We start from the raw sequence: 20,130 nt of genomic DNA on the forward strand, positions 1-20,130 counted from the left end.
CGCTGCCCTGTGCAGGAAGCCGCAGGCGTCTTCGAACGCGCGGGCTCTGCTCTTCGTTACCGGATGGCGGGCCCGGGGGACGGCCCTGTCGTCGTTCTGGGCGCGGGCCGGTGGCTGGACCACCGGATGTGGGATCCGCAGCTGCCGGAGCTGTGGGCCGCCGGATACCGCACGCTGACGTGGGAGTTGCCGTCGCCGCGGCCGGGTGATCGCCATGCCCGCTGGCGGAAACTCCTTGCACGTAAGGAATCTGCGCCGTCGCCCGATGCCGTACCCGACGTGTCCGTCCCGGTCGAGTCCGTGCCGATCGACCACGTGCGGACGTATCCCACCCCTGTCGTCAGGGAGAACCTGACGGTACGCGGACTGGCCGAAGCCCTGCTGGAGTTGGCGGATCGACTCCGCGCGCACCGTCAACTCGCTCTTGTCGGCCACTCCCTCGGCGGCCAGGTGGCCCAGGAGGCCGCGTTCCTGCGCCCGGAACGGGTGGCCGGGCTGGTCGTCGTCGCCGCCGGTTGCCTCACCCTGCCGCCGCGTTTGGGGGCGATGTTCCGGACCGTGCCGGCGCACCGGTGGGCGAAGCTCGCGTCGCTCGCCTTCGCGTCGCGGTCGGACGCCCGTATCCGGCACGAGGCCGCCCGCGCGGCCGGGGTCGACGCGGCGACGCAGACCCACGCCTACACGGCGATGGAGCACCTTGACAAGTCGCGGTTGACACAGGTGTGGCGGGCGGGAGTGACCTCTGCGCACCCCGAGCCCGACTACCGCATCGACCAGCCGCTGCTGCTCGTACGAGGTGAGTTCGACCGGACGAGCCGGCTCGGCCGGCAGGCGAAACGGTGGCTCGACCGGGACCCGCGGGCGGAGTACGAGGTGCTGGACAGGGCCGGCTACCTCGCCAACCTGGACAACCCGCGGGCGTTCAACCGGGTGCTGCTGGAGTTCCTGACCGCCCGGCATCCGGTGCCACGGACCCGGCGGCGAGGGCACCGGGCCGGCTGAGCGCCGAGAGCGCGGCCCAGGACTTGCTGCCAGGACCTGCCAGGACTCACCGGGCCGTCGACCGTGCCCACGCGCGCACCGCGGCCTCACCGCGCAGGACCGCGCTGTGCAGGTCGCCTGCGGAGACGGGTTCGTCCCGGTCGTTGCTCCGCAGCCGGGCGCGTGCCTCCCACACGCCGTCGGCGTACCGCGTCAGGACCGGCAGCCCGGCCCGCGCGAACAACCGCTCCGTGCCCGCCCGGCCCGTCTGCGCGGCCGTGCCGACGGCGACGAGTTCGGTCACGCCGTCGGCGAGCGCGCGGCGGGCCAGGCCGCGCACGAGCAGCGTCCCGATGCCACGTCGTTGCCAGCCGTCCTCGACCAGCAGTCCGACCTCGTGCACCCGGGCCCGGCCCAGTGTCTGGTCCTGCGGCAGGCACTGGGCCATGCCGACCAACTCACCGGACTCCGCGAACGCCAGCAGCGAGAAGCCCTCCGGGGGCGCCGCGAGGCGGTCCAGCCAGCGTGCGGGCAGCCGCTCACCGTCGTCGGCCACGAACCTCGCCTCGCGCGCCGACCGGCTGCACCGGGCCAGCAGGTCGGCGACGTGACCGGCGTCCTCGGGTCCACCGAGCCGGATCCGCAGCCGGGAGCCGTCCGGCAGCACCATCCGGTCGACGGCGTCCGCCTGCCGGCGGGCCATGGCGGCGGCGACGTCGACCAGCCGGTCGACGCGGGCGCGTTCGATCCAGGTGAAGGGCGCCCACTCCCGGTGGACGATCACGTGGCCGCGCCGGCCGGGCCGGCCGACCACCAGGTGGTGCGGGGAGTCCGGCAGCGGCTGCCCGCACAGTTCCGCGTCCTCGGCGCTGTCGGCACCGACGAGGCGGCACAGCAGTCCGGGCAGGGCGGCGGGATCCTCGACCAGCCGGGCCGCCAGGGTGAGCGCCTGGCTGGGGCCGTCGACGAGTTCCTGCGCCCGTGCGCGGCGAAGACGTACCGGCTCGGCACTGTCCGGGCCGCCTTGGCCGTCCATAACGTCCGTACCGTCGGCACCCGCGAGCACCTGGGCGAGGCGGTCCGCGCCGATCGTCTCGGGGACGTCCACGAACAGGTCGTCGTGCACGTGCTCGAGATCGCAGCCGTGGACGTCGATGCCGACGACGTTGCCGCGCACGGCACCCAGTGCCGTGGCGAGCTGGGCCAGCTTGCCGGGAATGTCGCGGACCCGGGTCCGCACCTGCCACAACGTCACGATCGTCCCCCTCGGTACGCCTGTACGCACTGCCACCGCTGCCAGAGTGCTGGTCGAATGTTTCGGGCCGGGGCCGGTCAGTGTTGCGACCACGAAAATTCCGCTGGATACGATGCGGGACGAGGATCACCACCCGCGAAGGAGACCGATGCGCGCCGCGAGGATGTACGGCCGGCAGGACCTGCGGATCGAGGACGTTCCCGCGCTCGGCAGCCCTCCGCCCGGCTGGGTGCGGCTGAAGGTCGAGGCGGCCGGGATCTGCGGCACCGACCTCGAGGTCTACCTGAACGCCCGCCGGTCCGAGGAGCCGCCGCTGGCCGAGCGGGAGCCGCTGACCATGGGCCACGAGTCCGCCGGAGTGGTCGTCGAGGCCGGACCCGGCGTGGACCTGCCGGTGGGCCAGAGGGTGGCGGTCGAGGGCCACCTGTTCTGCGGTGAGTGCTTCTGGTGCCGGCGCGGCGACTACGCCCTGTGCGTGAGCCTGCGGTCGACCGGCCAGGGCGCCGACGGGGGACTGGCCGAGGAGATGCTGGCACCCGCGCGCATCTGCCTGCCGTACTCCGACGCGATCACCCCCGAGGAGGCCGCGGCCACCGAACCCACCTCGGTGGCCGTGCGCGCGGTGCGGCGTTCACGGCTCGAACCCGGCTCGACGGTCGCCGTCGTCGGCGGCGGCACGATCGGGCTGCTGGTCGCCCAGGTTGCCCGGCTGCGCGGTGCCGAACGTGTCGTCGTGGTGGAGCCGGTGGCCGAACGCCGCGCGCTCGCCGAACGCCTCGGTGCGGACCGGGCGGTCGCCCCCGACGACGCCGAGGACGCGCTGAAGGAGCTGACCGACGGCGTCGGTCCGGACGTGGTGTACGAGGCGGGCGGCAAGCTCGCGGCCGTACGCAGTGCCGTGAAGTGGACCCGCAAGGGCGGCCGGACGGTCCTGGTCGGCGTCAGCGGCGACACCCTCGACCTGAACCTCATCTCGTTCCTGCTCGGCGAGAAGGAACTCATCGCCTCGCTGTCGCACACCTACGACGTCGACTTCCCCGAGGCGATCGGGCTGCTGGAGTCCCGCAAGGTCGACGTACGCCCGCTCATCACCGACCGGATAGGCCTGGACCAGGTGGTGACGCACGGGTTCGAGGCGCTGCACCACGAGCCCGCCGCGCACCTGAAGGTCATCGTCCTCCCGAACGGCCAACCTGCCTGACCTACCCGGACAAAGGCCTTCAGGTCGAAGGCGCGGAGCGTTCGATCAGTGGTGCCCATGCCCCGGCGACGTCGGGTGGCAGTACCAGCTCGGGCCACAGGTCGAGGAGTAGTGCACCATCGACGTAGGCGAGGATGTCCTCCGCGGAGCCTTCGCGCAGCACGATCTCGTAGACCCGGGCACGTTGGCCCCTGTCCGCGAGGTCGTACGTCAGACCCGGCTCGGACCAGTTCAGGTGCAGCGGCAGCGTGATTCGGGCGAGCGTCTTCGCCGCCGGCAGCCGGGGTAGCCGCGACGGCACCGGAATCAGCCGCCCGGCCCGGCCACGGACCTCAACGAACTCGATCACGGATGGTCCAGCGGTGCGGTCAGGGGCGGAGGTAGGCGAGGACGGCCATCACCCGGCGGTGGTCGGACAGCGACGGCGCCAGGCCGAGCTTGGCGAAGATGTTGCCGATGTGCTTCTCCACCGCGCCTTCGCTGACAACGAGCCGTTGACAGATCGCGGTGTTCGTCCGGCCCTCGGCCATCAGCGCGAGCACCTCGCGTTCGCGCGGTGTCAGCGAGGCCAGCGGGTCGCGCCGGGCGACCAGCAGCTGGGCCACCACGTCCGGGTCCAGGACGGTGCCGCCGGCCGCGACCCGGGCCAGGCCGTCCAGGAACTCGTCCACGTCGACCACGCGGTCCTTGAGGAGGTAGCCCACCGCGCCCACCCGGTCGGCCACCAGGTCGGCGGCGTAGGACTCCTCGACGTACTGCGACAGCACCAGCACCGGCGCACCCGGCAGCCTCCGGCGCACCTCGATCGCCGCCCGCAGCCCCTCGTCGGTGTGCGTGGGCGGCATGCGGACGTCGACCACGGACACGTCCGGCTCGTGCGCGACCACGGCGTCCACCAGGGCAGGCCCGTCGCCCACGGCGGCGACCACCGTGTGGTCGGCCTCCTCGAGCAGCCGGACGAGTCCTTCCCGCAGGAGTACGGAGTCCTCCGCGATCACCACACGCACGACAGGTCCCTTCGCCTCAGGCGTTCTGCGAGCTGTTCCACGGGAGTTCGGCGGTGAGAACGGTCGGCCCGCCGACCGGGCTGGTCACCGCGAGCAAGCCTCCCACGCCGCGCACACGTTCGGTGAGTCCGGCCAGGCCGTGCCCCTTGGCGGTGTGCGCGCCACCGACGCCGTTGTCGCCGACGATGACCTGGACGTTGGTGCCGGTACGCCGCACCTCGACCGTGCACCGGGTGGCGGCACTGTGCTTGGCCACGTTGGCGAGCGCCTCTGCGACCACGAAGTACGCGGTGTTCTCCACCATCAGCGGCAGGTGCTCGCCGTCGGGTACGTCGACGGCGAGGTCGACCGGCACCGTGGACCGCCCGGCGACCGCGGCCAGTGCGGCCCGCAGCCCGCGGTCGGCGAGGATCGGCGGGGCGATCCCGCGCGACAGCGCGCGTAGCTCCTCCAGCGTCTCCCGGGTCGCGGTGATCGCCTCGGCCAGCATCGGCTGCACGGTCGAGGGGTCCTTGGCCAGCCGGCGTTGCGCGGAGGACAGGTCCATCGCCAGCCGGACCAGCCGCTGCTGCGGCCCGTCGTGGATGTCGCGTTCCAGCCGGCGCAGCGCCTGGGCCTCGGCGGAGACCGCGGCGTCTCGGCTCTGGGTCAGGTCGGACACCTGGCCGTGCAGGTCGGCCACCCGATCGCTGGTCAGCATGGCGCGGGCCAGTGCGGCCTCGAGTTCGGCACATCCCCGGACCACCGCCGGGAGGGTGAACAGGAAGATCAACCCGGCCACGGTGATCAGCGTGGCGTCGAACTGCCACCTGTCGCTGATGCCGAGTTGGCTGCCGAGCCCCTGGTAGCCGGGGATCCGGGCCAGGATCCAGACGTAGCCGAACGCGGTGACGCCGGTCACCGTCGCCACCCACCAGGTCAGCGTGAACGCGAACCCCAGAACGGCCGGGAAGAGGCCGAGGAGGCCGTGCCCCCAGTCCGCCCAGGACTGCGCCTGCCGCAGCGGCGCGAGCATCCGGCCGACCCGGGTGTGGGGATGCCCGCCGACGTACGCCGGACGCCGGGCCGGCCAGCCCTGCACCCGCGACAGCCGGGCCCGGTCGACGGACGCGAAGCCGCGGGCGACCTTCATCGTCCCGGCCAGTACCGGCAGCCCGAGGAAGGTGACGGCCGTTCCGACACCGAGCAGGAACAACACGATCAGCACCACGAACCGCACGATCGCCAGCGGAAAACCCAACAGGACGTAGATCGAACGGCTGCCGAGCCGGTGCCAGTAGCCACGGCGGCCGGTCTCGGCCTGCCCGGTGCGGGCCAGGTCGGGGGTTGCGCTGGTCATGTCAGGGACAGTACGGGCCGGTGCACGGGCTTCTCCATCCGGCGGACTCCTGGTTCGCTGGTGGGGATGTCCCCACCCTCTGGATCTTCGTGGACCCCTGCGGCCCCTCCGCGGGCCTCCGCGGATCTTCGAGGATCCTTGTGGTTCCTGTACCCGTTGGAGGCGGTTCGGCGTGCGGCTGAGCGAGGACACCGTGGTGGCCTACCTGCGTGACCGGGGAGTGCTCGCCCCGAAGGTCCCGGCGACGGCCTCGGTGCTGTCCGGCGGGGTGAGCGGGGCGACGTTCCTGGTGATCGCGGACCCGGACCGGGCAGACGGCGCGGAGGGTGCGGACGGTGGGACCGGACCGACCGGCGTACGGACGTACGTCGTCAAGCAGCCGTTGCCCTTCCTGGCGGTGGCCGACGAGTGGCCCGCCCGGGTCGAACGCGCCGGGGTGGAGGCGGCGGCGCTGCGCTGGTACGGCGAGCTGACCCCGGCCCACCTGCCCCGGCTGGTCGACTACGACCCGGACGGCTTCGTCCTCACCATGACCGCTGCGCCGCCCGGGTGGACCGAGTGGCGGAAGGCGCTGCTGGCCGGGGTGGTCGACGTCGCCGCCGGGGCGACGCTCGGGCGGGTGCTGGGCGCCTGGCACGCCGCCACCGCCGAGCCGGTCGTGGGCGAACGGCTCGCGGCGTACGGCGACCTGACGATGTTCGTGGAACTGCGCGGCAACCCCTACCACCGCACGGTCGCGGCCCGCCGACCCGACCTCGCCGCCGCCGTGCTCGGCTGCCTGGACGAGCTCCTCACCCGGCCGCGCTGCCTGGTGCACGGCGACTTCTCCCCGAAGAACGTGCTGGTCGACCCGGCAGGTGCGGCCGGCGGCCTGTGGGTGCTCGACCACGAGGTGGCGCACGCCGGCAACCCGGTGTTCGACGTCGCGTTCATGCTGCACCACCTGGTGATGAAGGGCGTCCACCTTGCCGACCTGGCCGACGGCCTGGACATCACGGCGCGGCTGGCGCGCTGCGCGGAGGCGTTCCGTACGGCCTACGCGGCGGCCGGCGGCCTGGCCGTGGACGAGGAGGCGGTGGTCCGGCACACCGGCGCGCTGCTGCTCGCCCGGGTGCACGGCAAGTCGCCCGCCGCGTACCTCACCGGCGAGGAGGCCGCCGCCGTGTCCGCCCTCGGCGCGCGGGCCGTGGTGGGCGGACTCGGCGGCGTCGCGGACCTGTTCCCGCGTACTCCCGTCGGTGAGGACGCGGGCAGGACGTGATCGGTCAACCAGCGCTGGGATGTACGGCCAATCCCGACCAGAAGCCGCACTGGTGCCGGGCGGCGAGGTCGACCGGCCGCACACCGCCGTCGGACTGCGTGGCCAGCGCGGGCGCCACCGTGTCCTCCGGCCCGAACGCCCGCCAGGCCGGCAGCCCGGGCCCGTTCGGGTTCCCCGTGGTGGCGAAGTTCGTCCAGTAGCCGACCATCCGGTCCGACAGTCGCTGCTGCGCCGGGTCGAGCCGCAGGCCGTACCCGCTGAAGTCGAAGACGTACGGCAGGTCGAAGGCGTGCGCGGCGCCCAGCCGGAAGTTCGGCGGCGGCGGAGCACCCAGGTCCGGGGCGGTCCGGTCGGCGAACTCGTAGGCGTACGTCGTGGTCCTCCTCGCCAGCAGCTGGTTGCCCCGCAGCGTCGGGCAGGCCCACGGCCGGTCGGAGCTGACCGCCGCCCACGCCTGTGCCGGGGTGCCGAACGCCGCGACCGGATAGTGCGCGGCGACCTTCGGTCCGGCGTCCGCGCCGAACGTGCCGGTGAGCAGGTCGAGGTACGCCTTTTCGGTCAGCGGCTGGTTGGTCTGCAGCACGGCCGCGTTGCCGGCGCCCTCGTCGCGGTTGCCGCCGGAGATGACCGGCAGCCTGCGGAAGTGCCCGGTGCGCAGGGCCTCGGCGGGGTCGCGGGGGAGGAGCGGGGTGCCGTACGCCGGCATGTTGTAGGGCTGGTCGACCCCGAGCAGCCTCTCCGGCTCGACCCTGCGCAGACAGGCCAGCGCGAGCGCGGAGTGCGGGTCGGAGCAGTGCAGGTCGGCGGCGGTCTCGTGGCCGAACTCCTCGACCTCCGTCAGCGGTGCGTACGGCGCGAACGCGGGCATGCCGGGGTACCAGGTGTTCTCCGGCCACTCCAGCAGGCACGAGCCGCTCTGCATGATCCCCTTCTGGAACAGGCCCGCGGCCGCCGGAGCGGTCAGGAACGCACACGTGCTCATCCCGCCGGCGGACTCACCGGCCAGCGTGACGTTGTGCGGGTCCCCGCCGAAGGACGCGATGTTGCGGCGTACCCAGCGCAGCGCGGCGAGCTGGTCCTGCAGGCCGAAGTCGCCGCCGCCGCGCAGCCCGGGCAGGGCGAAGTATCCGAAGACGCCCAGCCGGTAGTTGACGGTGACCACCACGACGTCGCCGCGGACCGCCATCCGGCGGGCGTCGTAGCTGCTGCCCGCGCCGGAGGTGAACCCGCCGCCGTGCACCCACACCACGACCGGACGCCTTCTGTTGGTCGCCGGGCGGGCGGAGGTGGGGCTGGTGACGTTGAGGTAGAGGCAGTCCTCGGTGGTGCTGCCGCCGGGCACCTCGCCGGCGGTCTGCGGGCACGGGCTGCCCGGCTCGGTGGCGGGCCGGACGCCCTTCCAGTGGGCGGCCGGGCGCGGGTTCGTCCACCGCAGCCTGCCGGTCGGCGGTGCGGCGTACGGGATGCCCTGGAAGCGGCGGTAGTCCGCGGTCGCGGTGCCCGCGACGAGGCCGCGGTCGGTCCGTACGACCGGGCCGGCGGGCGTGCTCGGTGGGCCGGTCGTGCCACCCGAATCAGCGGGTGGACCGGCGGCGAGGGCCGGACCTCCCAGCAGGCTCGCCAGGCTCACCGTGAGGGCGGCGACGGCGACCGCCGCCGACGCACCGATTCGCTTGCGCATGCTCATCTCGCTTCGCTGTAAGGGATGTGGGCTCCGGCCCGTCCCCCGTCGGGGAACGGGCCCACAGTGATTACAGCGAGCGAGCCGGCACCCTCACCAGCGGCGATGGGTGCGGGTGAGCCCTACGAAAGTGCGTCGCCGGTACGCCGGACGGCGGTCCGGGAGGCTCACGGCGTCTTGCCGGCGAGCATCCCGTGCGGGTCGAGGACGAACTTCTTCGCCTCCCCCCGGTCGAAGTCCTCGTAGCCGTTCGGCGCCTCCTCCAACGGGAGGACCGTCGCGTTCACCGCCTTCGCGATCTGGACCCGGTCGTGCAGGATCGCCTCCATCAGCCCTCGGTTGTAGCGCATCACCGGGCACTGCCCGGTGCTGAACTGGTGCGCCTTCGCCCAGCCCTGGCCGATCCGGATGGACAGGCTGCCGTGCCTGGCGGCCTCCTCGCTCGCGCCGGGGTCGTCGGTGACGTAGAGACCGGGGATGCCGAGTTTGCCTGCCGCGCGGGTGACCTCCATGATCGAGTTCAGTACCGTCGCCGGTTGCTCGGTCGGGCCCTCCTCACCCGACCCCTTGGCCTCGAAGCCCACGCAGTCGACCGCGGCGTCCACCTCGGGCACACCGAGGATCTGCTCGATCTGGTCGGCGAGGGTGGCGTCCTCGGTGAGGTCGACCGTCTCGCAGCCGAAGCTGCGTGCCTGTTCCAGCCTGCGCGTGTTCATGTCGCCGACGATGACGACGGCCGCGCCGAGCAGGTACGCCGAGGCCGCGGCGGCGAGCCCCACCGGCCCGGCACCGGCGATGTAGACCGTCGACCCCGACGTCACCCCGGCCGTGTGGCAGCCGTGGTAGCCGGTCGGGAAGATGTCGGCCAGCATCGCAAGGTCGAGGATCTTGTCCATCGCCTGGTCGCGGTCGGGGAACCTCAGCAGGTTCCAGTCGGCGTACGGCGACATGACGTAGTCGGCCTGCCCGCCTACCCAGCCGCCCATGTCGACATAGCCGTACGCACCGCCAGGGCGTTCGGGGTTGACGTTCAGGCAGACGTGGGTGTTGCCCTCCTTGCACATGCGGCACCGGCCGCAGGCGATGTTGAACGGCACCGACACCAGGTCGCCGACGTCGACGTACTCCACGTCCCGGCCCTTCTCCACCACCTGCCCGGTGATCTCGTGGCCGAGGACCAGTCCGGCCGGTGCCGTGGTCCGCCCGCGCACCATGTGCTGGTCGGAGCCGCAGATGTTGGTCGCGACGACCTTGAGGATCACACCGTGCGGGCACAGCCGCCCGGCGTTTCGCGGTGGTACGCCCGGACCGGGGCGCAACTCCAGTGCCGGAAAGTCGATGGTGCGGACCTCGACCTTGCCCGGTCCGATGTACTCGACTGCCTTGTTCTGCGCGGTTTCCGCGGTACCGACGTTGCCGTTGCCCGGCATGGCTGCCTCCCCAGGTCAGGTGGCGGCACCCAGCAGACCACCGGCGGTGGGACGGCTCTCCGGACTTTCGACTGTAGTCCGGGTCGGGCCCCGGAGGCGCGGGTCAACCCCCGTGAGAGGAGACCGCGGACCACGGTCGCTCCGGCGCGGGTCTTTCGGGGGACCCCGAAGGACCCTCCGGGCGCGCTGTGGCGGCCAGGGTCAGCCGGCGGTACTCCCGCGGCGGCAGGCCGTACGCCGCTCGGAGTCCGCTGGTCCCTTCCTCCCCGAATCGCCGCCACCGTCAGTCCGGGCGTCACATCGGGTGCGTCGGCGGCGTCCTCAGTGTGCGCGCGGAATGCGAAGAACCGTACATCCACAAGCCGTACATTCACGAGGGGAACAGTCCGATGAAGACCTTCACACTGGCGGTCGCCGCGGTCGCGGCGGTCGCGGCGTTCGGAGCCCTGGCCGCAGCGCCGGCGGCCCACGCCACCAGCCTTTCCACCGGCGCTCCCGGCGCCACCACCAGTCAGGCCACCACCAGCCAGGCGAGTACGCCGGCGAGCCTCGTGCACCCGGCGGCGTACGAGCTCGACCAGGCGAAGGCCGGCACCCCTCCCTCGTTCGCGAGCGGCGAGTGCGTGACCGGACGTGGGTCCAAGGTGTGCTTCAAGCGGCACGGTGACGTGATCTGGGTGCAGAGCACCGCGGGGGACGCCCGCTGGGAGAACTGGCTCAGGAACAGCACCGGCTGGCACAAGTGGCGTTCCGGGGAGTGCACGAACACCCACATCGGCTGGGGCTACTGCAACAAGGACTTCTACGAGGACAGCTCGAAGAACATCCTCGGCGGGTACGGAAGCGGCCTTCGGCTGCAGTCCTGCCCCGTCAACACCGGCTACTGCAGCCCGCAGATCTGGATCCGGAACAACGCGTAGCCCTGCCGAGAGCATGGGACCTGGACGAGGGTGGGGGAGGCCACCGATCTCCCCCACCCTCGCTCACGTCACGGTGGTGTCCTCCGTTCGGCAACGGTACGTTTCGGCCGTGGACCCGCGTCTCACGTCGGGACCACCTACGTCGGAACCGCACCGTCGCACTCGAATCGGGAGGCGTCTTGAAGCTTCTTCTCACCTCCGGTGGCGTCACGAACAGCACCATCCGTGAGGCGCTCGTCGATCTACTGGGCAAGCCGATCGCCGAGTCGACCGCCCTGTGCATCCCCACTGCGATGTACGGGCACCCCTCGGTCGGCCCTGGGACCAGGGCGTGGCAGTTCATCAGCGGGAACTCCACGAACCCCATGGTCGACCTGGGCTGGAAGTCCGTCGGCGTGCTGGAGCTCACCGCGCTGCCCAGCCTCGACGAGGAGCGCTGGGTGCCGCTGGTCCGCGAGACCGACGTCCTGCTGGTGGCCGGCGGTGACGTCCTTTACCTGTGCCACTGGATGCGGCAGTCCGGGCTGGCGGACCTGCTCCCGTCGCTGACCGACACGGTCTGGGTCGGCCTGAGCGCCGGGAGCATGGTGATGACCCCCGAGGTCGGGGAGGACTTCATCCAGTGGCGGCCACCGAACGGTGACGAATCCACGTTGGGCCTCGTCGACTTCTCGATCTGCCCGCACCTGGCTCCCGACGGCATGCCGGGCAACTCCATGGCCGAGGCGGAGGCATGGGCGGCCGGCATCTCTGGTCCGGCGTACGTCATGGACGACGAGACGGCCGTCACGGTGGTCGACGGCACCGTCGAGGTCGTGTCGGAAGGGCAGTGGAAACACCTTCCCGCCCTGGCCGCACAGTAGGCCGGATCCAGGAGGCCCGATCCAGGAGGCCGCACCCAGGACGCACACAGAGGGTGGGGAGGAGACCGTCGATCTCCTTCCCCACCCTCTCCCACGTCACCGGGACCGTCGTCCCGTGTCGCCGCCGCCGGCGCCTGCCGCCGCCTATCGCGCGCGGGCGAGCGCACCCATCGGGTCCCAGGCCGGCAGGACGATCGGCTCCTCCGACAGCGCCTCCCGTAGTTCCTCGGGCAGCGCGTCCCGGTGGACGGCGATCTCGAAGACGTACTCGTCGAACCACGAGTCGTTCATCGTGTAGAAGCCCTTGTCGGCGTCCTTGTCGCCCCAGCTGTTCTCCACCCGCCAGCGGCGGGTCTGCTCGCCGTCGACGTCGACGCCGGTGAACAGCATGGCGTGCGTCATCGCGGTCTCGTGGTAGAGCAGCCGCTCGGCCTTGTCCAGGTCGAACGTCGTGTCGTAGACCGAGCCGGTGTCGTACAGGTCGGCGTCCCAGATGCCGATGTCGCGCCGCATCATCTTCCCGACGTCGCAGCCGAACCACACCGGCTGGCCGTTCACGATGGACTCCCGGGCGAGCCGCTTCATCACCGCCATGTCGACGTTGAGGTAGACGACCGCTCCGCCGCCGACGACGTTGCCCAGCTGGTCGACGGTGAACGTCCGGCCGCGCGGGCTGGTCTCCCGCGGGTCGTGCACGAGGCACACGTAGTCGTCGACCGGGATCCCGACGTAGCGCTGGGCGAACTCCAGCGGGGTGAGGTCGCCGTCGCGGTGGAACACCCGGTCCTTGTCCGTCCACTGCCAGGTGAACGTCTCCGGCGGCGTGCCGAGGTGCATGCACAGCGCCCGGTGCACGACGTCCAGCAGCTGCCGCTTGTGGGACCGGGCCGCGTCGGCCCCGCCGTCGCCGGCTGCCAGCGCCCGCAGGTCGCGGGCGCCCTGGCGGAGCAGCTGGCGCAGGACGGAGTTCATCCGGCCGGTCGAGGACGAGCTCTGCGTCTCCGGCATCGCGGACTTGGGGACCAGCCCGTGCTTGCGGACCAGCGCCGCGAACATGTTCCACTGGCCGCCGTCACCGGCGACGTCGGTGAGCAGGAACGCGACCGTCCGGTCGTCGAGGTCCCGGTCGGCGGTGTCGATGATCGCCTCGAGGAAGTAGTTCGCGCGTTCGAGCTTGTCCCAGAACATCACGTGGTTCTGGGAGAACTCGAACGACTTGAGGTTCATCCGCCGCATGGCCCCGACCCGCAGCAGGTTCAGGCCGGCGAACATCCAGCAGCGGCCGCTGTTCTTCTGGTTGGTGGCGGACCAGTCGTCGAGCAGGTGGGAGACGGAATGGTCGGTGCGTACGACGATCTCGCGGTCCAGGGTGAGGTCGTCGAGGGTGGTCTGGGTCAGCGCGTTCTGGACGAGGCGGTAGGCCGGGTTGCGGGTGAAGCTCTTGCGCAGGAGCGCGACGTCATCGGCGGTGAGTGACGCATCCATGACGGGGGAACCCTCCAGGCTGGTCGGTGGCGGTAGCACAGACCCTAGACTCGTGCCGCCGCGTTGTCGGCAGCCCAACGGCAAGATCGACGGAGCGTGATCATGGGCGGTACCGAACCCGACTACCGCTTCAGCCTGGCCAACGAGCGCACCTTCCTCGCCTATCTGCGGACCGGCCTCGCGCTGGGTGCGGCCGGAGTGGCGGCGGTCCAGTTCCTGACCTCGGTGGAGCCGGCCTGGCTGCGGCGGCTGTTCGGCCTCGTGCTCGCGGTCGGGGGCGTCGCCACCACCCTCGGCGCCTACGTCCGGTGGCGGCGCACGGGTGCCGCGATGCGCCGGGGCGCGCCGCTTCCGGCCACGCTGATGCCGCTCGGGCTGGCGTTCACGGTGTTCGTGGTGACCGGCCTGGCGATCTACCTGATCGCGTTCGGCCAGCGGTAGACCACAGCGGTAGCCGACGGCGACCGACGGGACGGAGGTACGTGATGAGCGGGCCCGCGCGGCTTCCCTCCCGGGAGGGCCAGCTCGAACGCACGGCGCTGGCCTGGAACCGCACCGTCCTGGTCCTGGCGGTCAACGGCGCGCTGCTGGTGCGCAGTGCGCCCGCCTGTGGCACGTGGGCCGAAGTAGCCGGATTGTGCGTACTTTCTGTCACTCTTGCCGCGTGGGCCGTCACGAATCGTGCATACCGGCGTCAGTGGGCCGGACCCACTGAGGCCCTGCTCACCCGCGGCATGTTCACTGTCGTAGCCGTCGTGGTGTTCGTGGGCGTGGGGATCCTCGACCTGCTGGCGGTGCTCACCCATCGCTGAGCGACAGTTTGCCCCACCGTCCGACCGCTCCGTGCCAGGTCGCCGACCTGCCCGTTGACCCACTCCCGCCCCGCCGACGAGCCGAAACCAGACCACAAGCCCTAGCATGGCCCTGGCCTGCTCGCCGACGGGGACCGTTCGACAGGAGTTTCGCCGTGCGCTTCCGATTCACTCCGGTGGACACGACGTTCTACGACCTCTTCGCCAAGTCCGCCAGCATCCTGGTCGACGGCGCCCGGCTGTTCGCCGAGCTGCTCGCCCACGACGCCGACCGACAGGCCAGTGCCCGGCTGATGAAGGACGCCGAGCACCGGGCCGACGAGGCGACCCACGAGATCATCCGCCGGGTCAACAGCACCTTCGTCACGCCGTTCGACCGCGAGGACATCTACCGCCTCGCCGCCGGCCTGGACGACGTCATGGACTACATGGAGGCGGCGGTCGACTCGATCGTCCTCTACGAGCTCGACCAGCTGCCGGAGGGACTCGAGCAGCAGGTCGAGGTGCTCCAGCGGGCCGCCGCGCTCACCGCCGAGGCGATGCCGCGGCTGCGGACGATGCGCGACCTGGAGGAGTACTGGATCGAGGTCAACCGGCTGGAGAACCTCGGTGACCAGATCCACCGGCAGATGCTCGCCAAGTTGTTCAGTGGCGCCTACGACGCGTTGACCGTGCTGAAGCTCAAGGACGTGATCGAGCTCGTCGAGCTCGCCGTCGACGCGTTCGAGAAGGTCGCCAACACGGTCGAGCAGATCGCGGTCAAGGAGTCGTGAGTACGCCGGTACGCGCGGGCTCCCGCCCGGGGTCTGGAGGATAGATGGAGCTCGCCCTCGTCGCCGCGGTCGTCCTGATCGCCCTGGCGTTCGACTACACCAACGGTTTCCACGACGCGGCGAACGCGATCGCGTCGTCGGTGTCCACCCGCGCGCTCACCCCGCGCACCGCCCTCGCGCTGGCCGCGGTGATGAACCTCGCCGGCGCGCTGATCTCCGAAGGCGTGGCCGAGACGATCGGCAGCGGCATCATCACTCCGGAGACCGACGCGCACGGCATGACGGTCGTCCTGTCCGGCCTGATCGGCGCGATCAGCTGGAACCTCCTGACCTGGTGGCTCGGCCTGCCGTCGTCCTCCTCGCACGCCCTGATCGGCGGGCTGATCGGCGCCGGCCTGGCCGCGTCGGCCTCGGTGCACTGGGCGACGATCGGCAAGAAGGTCCTGCTCCCGATGGTGCTGTCGCCGCTGATCGGGTTCGTTCTCGCGTACGTCGTGATGCTCAGCCTGCTGTGGATCTTCCGGAAGGCGAACCCGAGCCGGGCCTACCGCGGCTTCCGCGCCGGGCAGTCGGTGTCGGCGGCGGCGATGGCGTTCGGGCACGGACTGCAGGACGCCCAGAAGACGATGGGTGTCATCGTGCTCGCCCTGGTCACGGCCGGTCTGCACACCGGGACCGACGTCCCGCTGTGGGTGAAGCTGGCCGCGGCCACCGCGATCGCCCTCGGTACGTACTCCGGCGGCTGGCGGATCATGCGCACCCTCGGGCGCCGGGTGATCAAGCTCGACCCGGCCCGCGGCATCGCGGCGGACAGCACGGCCTCCGTGGTGCTCTACGTGATGGCGATCGGCTTCCACGCCCCGGTCTCGACCACCCACACGGTGAGCGCGGCGATCATGGGCGTCGGGTCGACGCAGCGGCTGTCGGCGGTGCGCTGGGGCGTGGCGGGCAACATCGTCACCGCCTGGGTGCTCACCATCCCGGCGGCGGCCGCGGTCGCCGCGGTCGTCTACTACGCCGCCCGGCTCGTCCTGCCCTGACCGGCTACCGGCTGACCGGCCGGCCGACCGACTCTGCGTCGGCGGTCCGCCGGTCGGCCGAAGCGGCCGGTCAGCGGACCGGCCGGTCAGCCGAACCGGCCGGTGATGTAGGCCTCGGTGGCCTTCTCCGACGGGTTGGAGAAGATCTTCTGCGTACTGTCCATCTCGATCAGGTGCCCCGGCTTGCCCTGACCGGACAGGTTGAAGAACGCCGTGGCGTCGGACACCCGGGCCGCCTGCTGCATGTTGTGCGTCACGATGACGATCGTGAAGCGTTCCTTCAGCTGGGAGATCAGGTCCTCGATCGCCAGCGTGGAGATCGGGTCCAGCGCCGAGCACGGTTCGTCCATGAGCAGCACCTGCGGCTCCACGGCGATCGCCCGGGCGATGCACAGCCGCTGCTGCTGACCACCCGACAGTGAGCCGCCGGGCCGGTTCAGCCGGTCGTGCACTTCCTTCCACAGGTTCGCGCCCTGCAGGGAGCGCTCCACCGCGTCGTCCAGCACGCTCTTCTGGCGTACGCCGTTCAGCTTCAGCCCGGCCGCCACGTTGTCGTAGATCGACATGGTCGGGAACGGGTTGGGCCGCTGGAAGACCATGCCGACCACGCGGCGCACGGCCACCGGGTCGACGTCGGATCCGTAGAGGTCCTGGTCGTCCAGCATGACCTTGCCCTCGACCCGGGCGCCGGGCACCACCTCGTGCATCCGGTTGAGGGTGCGCAGCATCGTCGACTTGCCGCACCCGGACGGCCCGATGAACGCGGTGACGTTGCGCGGCTCGACCGTCATGTTGACGCCCTCGACCGCCTTGAACGCGCCGTAGTAGATGTCGAGGCCGGAGACATCGATTCGTTTCGCCATGGTGTCTTCTTCCTCTGCTTTCTAACGCTTGCGTACGGCGCTGAACCGGGCGACGGCTCGCGCGAGAAGGTTGAGGACCAGTACCAGCAGGACCAGCGTCAGGGCCGCGGCCCAGGTGCGGTCCACGGCCGGCTGGAGTGACTCCGTACGGTCCTGGTTGATCATCGTGGGCAGGGCGGCCATGTTCCCCGCGAACGGGTTGAAGTTGATCCCGCTGGTGTAGGGGCCGAGGATCAGCAGCGGCGCGGTCTCGCCCATGATCCGGGCCAGGCCGAGCATCACGCCGGTGACGATGCCGCTGAACGCGGTGGGTACGACGACCTTCAGGATCGTCTTCCACCGGGGTACGCCGAGCGCGGCGGAGGCCTCGCGCAGCTCGTTCGGCACCAGCCGCAGCACCTCCTCGGTGAGCCGCAGCACGGTCGGCACCATCAGCAGGACGAGCGACAGGCTGACCGCGAACCCGACCCGGCCGAAGCCGAACAGCGTCACCCACAGCGCGTAGACGAACAGCGCCGCGACGATGGACGGGATGCCGGTGAGGATGTCCACCATGAAGCTCACGGCGCGGGCGAGCGGGCCGCCCCGGCCGTACTCCACCAGGTAGATCGCGCCGAAGACGCCGATCGGCACCGAGACCAGGGCGCACATGGCCGCGGTGATCAGCGAGCCCACGATGGCGTGGTAGGCGCCGCCGCCGGCCGTCCGCGAGGTGATCCCGCGCTGGGACTGGCCCCACCAGTTCGGGTCCAGCAGGAGGTGGAAACCCTTGCTCGCGACGGTCCACAGGATCCACACCAGCGGCACCAGCGCCAGCGCGAAGCAGGCCGCGACCAGCACGGTCGCCACCACGTTGCGGGCGGCGCGGCCCCTGGACCGGTTGCCGGTCAGGTCGAGGTGGGACCCGGCCGGACGGGCCGAGCTGAGCACACTCACGAGTGCTTCCTTCCGGTGTGGAGCAGGACGAGTCGGGCCAGCGCGTTGACCGCGAACGTGAGGACGAACAGCACCAGGCCGGCGGCGATGTAGGCGCCGGTCTTGCTGGGGGAGTCGAACTCCGCCGCGTTGTTGGCGATCTTGCTGGCGAACGTCTCACCGCCGGCGAACAGGCTCGCGCTGAACGGCGCGCCCGGGCTCGGCGTGGACAGGATGATCATGATCGCGATGGTCTCGCCGAGCGCCCGGCCCAGGCCGAGCATGGCGGCGCTGACCATCCCGGACCTGCCGTACGGCAGGACGGTCAGCCGGATCATCTCCCACTTCGTCGCGCCCAGGGCGAGCGCCGCCTCCCGGTTCTCCGCGGGGGTCTGGGCGAAGACCTCCCGGGTGAACGCGGCGATGATCGGCAGGATCATGATCGCCAGCACGACACCGGCGACGAACACGGTCCCGGTGTCGGGGATGCCCGGCTTCAGGAACGGTATGCCGAGGTTGTGGCGGGACAGGAAGTTCCCGACCGGCGCGAGCTTGGGCGCCAGCTCGGTGATCCCCCACAGCCCGAAGATGATCGAGGGTACGGCGGCCAGCAGGTCGACCACGTAGGTGATCGGCCGGGCCAGCCGCGCCGGTGCGTAGTGGGTGAGGAACAACGCCACCCCGAGCGCGACGGGCACCGCCAGCAGCAGCGCGAACGCCGAGGCGAGCACCGTGGTCCACAGCAGGTCCACGATGCCGAACTTCGGCGGGGTCAGGCCCGGCTGCCAGATCCGGGAGAACAGGAAGCTGGCCTGGTTGTCCTTCAGGGCGGGTACGGCGAGCCAGAGCAGGAACGCGGCGACGAAGACGACCAGCGCGATGACGGCGACGCCGGAACCCCGGGCCAGCCCGGAGAAGAGCCGGTCGCCACCACGGCCGGTCGGCCCCAGGTCCAAGCCCTGGGGCCGACTGTCGAGGAGTTCCTGGTGGGAACTGTTCGAGCTCATCGAAGCCGTCAGCGGATCGCCTTGACGGCGGCCTCGACCTTGGTGCGCACCTGCGCGGGCAGCGGCGCGTAGCCGAGGTCGGCGAGCCCGGTCTGGGTCTGCTCGCTGGAGTAGTCGGTGAGGAAGCCCTTCACCAGGCCGGCCTTCGACGCGTCCAGGCCCTTGGAGCAGACGATCTCGTAGGTGACCAGGACGATCGGGTAGGCGCCCTTGGCCTTGGTGGCGTAGTCCAGCTTCAGCCGCAGGTCGTTGCCCTGGCCGTCCGGCTTCGCCGCGGCGACGGCCTTGCCCGCCGACTCACCGGTCAGCTTCACCGGGCCGGCGCCGGAGCCGGTGTCGATGCTCGCCATGGCGAGCTTGTTGTCCCGCGCGTAGGACCACTCGACGTAGGTGATCGAGTTGGGGGTGGCCTTCACACCCGAGGCCACGCCGGCGGACTTGTTCTTGCCCGAGCCGGTGCCCTCCCAGCTCTTGGCGGGCTCGGTCTTCCACGCCCCGCCGGAGCTGGCCTGGAGGTACTTCGTGAAGTTCTCCGTCGTACCCGACTCGTCCGAACGGTAGAAGACCACGATCTTCGCGCTCGGCAGCTTGACGCCCTTGTTGAGCTTGGCGATCGCCGGGTCGTTCCAGGTCTTGATGGTGCCGTTGAAGATCTTCGCCGCCGTGGGCCCGTCGAGCACCAGGTTGCCGACACCCTGCAGGTTGTAGGAGATGGCGATCGGGCCGACCGCCATCGGGAGGTTCCAGGCGGGGTTGTTCGCGCAGCGCTTCTTGGCCGCGTCGGCCTCGACCACGCCGTCCTTCGGCTCCGTCTTCAGCGCGGAGTCCGAGCCCGCGAAGTCGACCTGGCCGGCGTTGAACTGCTTGATGCCCGCGCCGGAGCCCGTCGGGTTGTAGTTGATCGTGACGTCGGCGCACTTCGTCTGGTAGTCGGCGATGGCCTGCTCGATCGCGTTCTTCTGCGCCGAGGAGCCCTCCGCGTTGAGAGTGCCGGAGGGGCACGACCCGCTCTTGGACGGCTCGGCGCCGTTGCTTCCTGCCGCCGGCGTCGGGTCGCTCCCGCAGCCGGCCAGCGCCACAGCGCCGCCGAGCGCCGCGAATGCGAGCGCGGCGAATCGGGTGTGCTTCACGTCGTTTCCCAGCCCTTCGATCTCACGGAAATCCCTTGTCTCCCAGGACGGTAGGGAGGCCAGGTGACGCGCTGGACGGGCCTACATGAACGGGAAGTGAACGTCGCCGAGCCGTGACACGAAGACCGCTCGACGCTGTGGCGGACGTCACGTGAACACGCACGCTG

20 protein-coding genes are annotated in these 20,130 nt (G+C 71.2%); 9 read left to right on the plus strand and 11 right to left on the minus strand.

Annotated elements, in window-relative coordinates:
* The first annotated feature begins 9 nt into the window (after positions 1-9).
* The gene (locus FHR37_RS29850; protein ID WP_139239085.1) at positions 10-1,002 is read left to right on the plus strand and encodes an alpha/beta fold hydrolase; all 993 of its coding nucleotides are present in this window, start codon (positions 10-12) and stop codon (positions 1,000-1,002) included.
* A 46-nt stretch (positions 1,003-1,048) separates the two neighbouring features.
* Here the strand turns inward: FHR37_RS29850 and FHR37_RS33380 are convergent, their stop codons facing one another.
* Positions 1,049-2,272, minus strand: coding sequence for a GNAT family N-acetyltransferase (locus FHR37_RS33380; protein WP_175542666.1), 1,224 nt, complete (start codon positions 2,270-2,272; stop codon positions 1,049-1,051).
* A 112-nt stretch (positions 2,273-2,384) separates the two neighbouring features.
* Here FHR37_RS33380 and FHR37_RS29860 point away from each other — a divergent pair, with 112 nt between their 5' ends.
* Positions 2,385-3,437, plus strand: coding sequence for a zinc-binding dehydrogenase (locus FHR37_RS29860; RefSeq protein WP_175542667.1), 1,053 nt, complete (start codon positions 2,385-2,387; stop codon positions 3,435-3,437).
* 19 nt (positions 3,438-3,456) lie between these two features.
* On the opposite strand, the gene FHR37_RS29865 is transcribed toward FHR37_RS29860, so the two are convergent.
* From FHR37_RS29865 to FHR37_RS29875, 3 genes are read right to left on the minus strand one after another with little or no spacing between them, the layout of a single operon-like run.
* The gene (locus FHR37_RS29865; RefSeq protein WP_175542668.1) at positions 3,457-3,786 is read right to left on the minus strand and encodes a hypothetical protein; all 330 of its coding nucleotides are present in this window, start codon (positions 3,784-3,786) and stop codon (positions 3,457-3,459) included.
* A 19-nt stretch (positions 3,787-3,805) separates the two neighbouring features.
* Positions 3,806-4,444 carry a response regulator gene (locus FHR37_RS29870; RefSeq protein WP_092886045.1) on the minus strand — a complete coding sequence of 213 codons (639 nt, stop codon included), beginning with the start codon at positions 4,442-4,444 and terminating at the stop codon, positions 3,806-3,808.
* A 16-nt stretch (positions 4,445-4,460) separates the two neighbouring features.
* Entirely contained in the window at positions 4,461-5,783 is a 1,323-nt protein-coding gene (locus FHR37_RS29875) for a sensor histidine kinase (RefSeq protein WP_092886047.1), read from the minus strand.
* 172 nt (positions 5,784-5,955) lie between these two features.
* Between FHR37_RS29875 and FHR37_RS29880 the strand changes: the two genes are divergently transcribed.
* The gene (locus tag FHR37_RS29880; protein ID WP_175542669.1) at positions 5,956-7,044 is read left to right on the plus strand and encodes a phosphotransferase family protein; all 1,089 of its coding nucleotides are present in this window, start codon (positions 5,956-5,958) and stop codon (positions 7,042-7,044) included.
* A 4-nt stretch (positions 7,045-7,048) separates the two neighbouring features.
* Here FHR37_RS29880 and FHR37_RS29885 read toward each other — a convergent pair whose 3' ends face one another.
* Together FHR37_RS29885 and fdhA are read right to left on the minus strand one after the other, a co-directional pair.
* A complete protein-coding gene (locus FHR37_RS29885; RefSeq protein WP_092886297.1) occupies positions 7,049-8,725 on the minus strand; it encodes a carboxylesterase/lipase family protein in 1,677 nt (558 codons plus the stop codon).
* 167 nt (positions 8,726-8,892) lie between these two features.
* Complete coding sequence (gene fdhA, locus FHR37_RS29890; protein ID WP_092886050.1) at positions 8,893-10,155, minus strand: formaldehyde dehydrogenase, glutathione-independent; 1,263 nt, start codon at positions 10,153-10,155, stop codon at positions 8,893-8,895.
* A gap of 389 nt (positions 10,156-10,544) precedes the next feature.
* Here fdhA and FHR37_RS31085 point away from each other — a divergent pair, with 389 nt between their 5' ends.
* Together FHR37_RS31085 and FHR37_RS29900 are read left to right on the plus strand one after the other, a co-directional pair.
* On the plus strand, positions 10,545-11,075 hold the full coding sequence (locus tag FHR37_RS31085; protein ID WP_202818256.1) for a hypothetical protein: 531 nt from the start codon (positions 10,545-10,547) through the stop codon (positions 11,073-11,075).
* Positions 11,076-11,254: 179 nt separating this feature from the next.
* Positions 11,255-11,938, plus strand: coding sequence for a Type 1 glutamine amidotransferase-like domain-containing protein (locus FHR37_RS29900; RefSeq protein ID WP_092886051.1), 684 nt, complete (start codon positions 11,255-11,257; stop codon positions 11,936-11,938).
* Positions 11,939-12,082: 144 nt separating this feature from the next.
* On the opposite strand, the gene FHR37_RS29905 is transcribed toward FHR37_RS29900, so the two are convergent.
* Positions 12,083-13,423 carry a C1 family peptidase gene (locus FHR37_RS29905; RefSeq protein ID WP_092886053.1) on the minus strand — a complete coding sequence of 447 codons (1,341 nt, stop codon included), beginning with the start codon at positions 13,421-13,423 and terminating at the stop codon, positions 12,083-12,085.
* 102 nt (positions 13,424-13,525) lie between these two features.
* Here FHR37_RS29905 and FHR37_RS29910 point away from each other — a divergent pair, with 102 nt between their 5' ends.
* The 4 genes from FHR37_RS29910 (at position 13,526) to FHR37_RS29925 (ending at position 16,048) form a co-directional block, all read left to right on the plus strand.
* The gene (locus FHR37_RS29910; RefSeq protein ID WP_092886301.1) at positions 13,526-13,864 is read left to right on the plus strand and encodes a YidH family protein; all 339 of its coding nucleotides are present in this window, start codon (positions 13,526-13,528) and stop codon (positions 13,862-13,864) included.
* A 44-nt stretch (positions 13,865-13,908) separates the two neighbouring features.
* The gene (locus tag FHR37_RS29915; RefSeq protein WP_092886055.1) at positions 13,909-14,235 is read left to right on the plus strand and encodes a DUF202 domain-containing protein; all 327 of its coding nucleotides are present in this window, start codon (positions 13,909-13,911) and stop codon (positions 14,233-14,235) included.
* Positions 14,236-14,390: 155 nt separating this feature from the next.
* On the plus strand, positions 14,391-15,008 hold the full coding sequence (locus tag FHR37_RS29920) for a DUF47 domain-containing protein (protein WP_092886057.1): 618 nt from the start codon (positions 14,391-14,393) through the stop codon (positions 15,006-15,008).
* Positions 15,009-15,052: 44 nt separating this feature from the next.
* Positions 15,053-16,048 (plus strand): inorganic phosphate transporter, encoded by a 996-nt coding sequence (locus FHR37_RS29925; protein ID WP_092886059.1) that lies wholly within the window; start codon positions 15,053-15,055, stop codon positions 16,046-16,048.
* Positions 16,049-16,134: 86 nt separating this feature from the next.
* Here the strand turns inward: FHR37_RS29925 and pstB are convergent, their stop codons facing one another.
* The 4 genes from pstB to pstS are packed head-to-tail and all read right to left on the minus strand — an operon-like array spanning position 16,135 to position 19,963.
* A complete protein-coding gene (pstB, locus tag FHR37_RS29930) occupies positions 16,135-16,911 on the minus strand; it encodes a phosphate ABC transporter ATP-binding protein PstB (protein WP_092886061.1) in 777 nt (258 codons plus the stop codon).
* A 21-nt stretch (positions 16,912-16,932) separates the two neighbouring features.
* The gene (gene pstA / locus FHR37_RS29935; protein WP_092886063.1) at positions 16,933-17,847 is read right to left on the minus strand and encodes a phosphate ABC transporter permease PstA; all 915 of its coding nucleotides are present in this window, start codon (positions 17,845-17,847) and stop codon (positions 16,933-16,935) included.
* Positions 17,844-18,833, minus strand: a complete 990-nt coding sequence (gene pstC / locus FHR37_RS29940; RefSeq protein ID WP_092886065.1) for a phosphate ABC transporter permease subunit PstC — start codon at positions 18,831-18,833, stop codon at positions 17,844-17,846. The genes pstA and pstC overlap by 4 nt, the downstream gene beginning before the upstream one ends.
* An 8-nt stretch (positions 18,834-18,841) precedes the next feature.
* Positions 18,842-19,963, minus strand: a complete 1,122-nt coding sequence (gene pstS, locus FHR37_RS29945) for a phosphate ABC transporter substrate-binding protein PstS (RefSeq protein WP_092886067.1) — start codon at positions 19,961-19,963, stop codon at positions 18,842-18,844.
* Between the last annotated feature and the right edge of the window lie 167 nt (positions 19,964-20,130).

The sequence above is a fragment of the Actinopolymorpha cephalotaxi genome, assembly GCF_013408535.1.
Classification (GTDB): domain Bacteria; phylum Actinomycetota; class Actinomycetes; order Propionibacteriales; family Actinopolymorphaceae; genus Actinopolymorpha; species Actinopolymorpha cephalotaxi.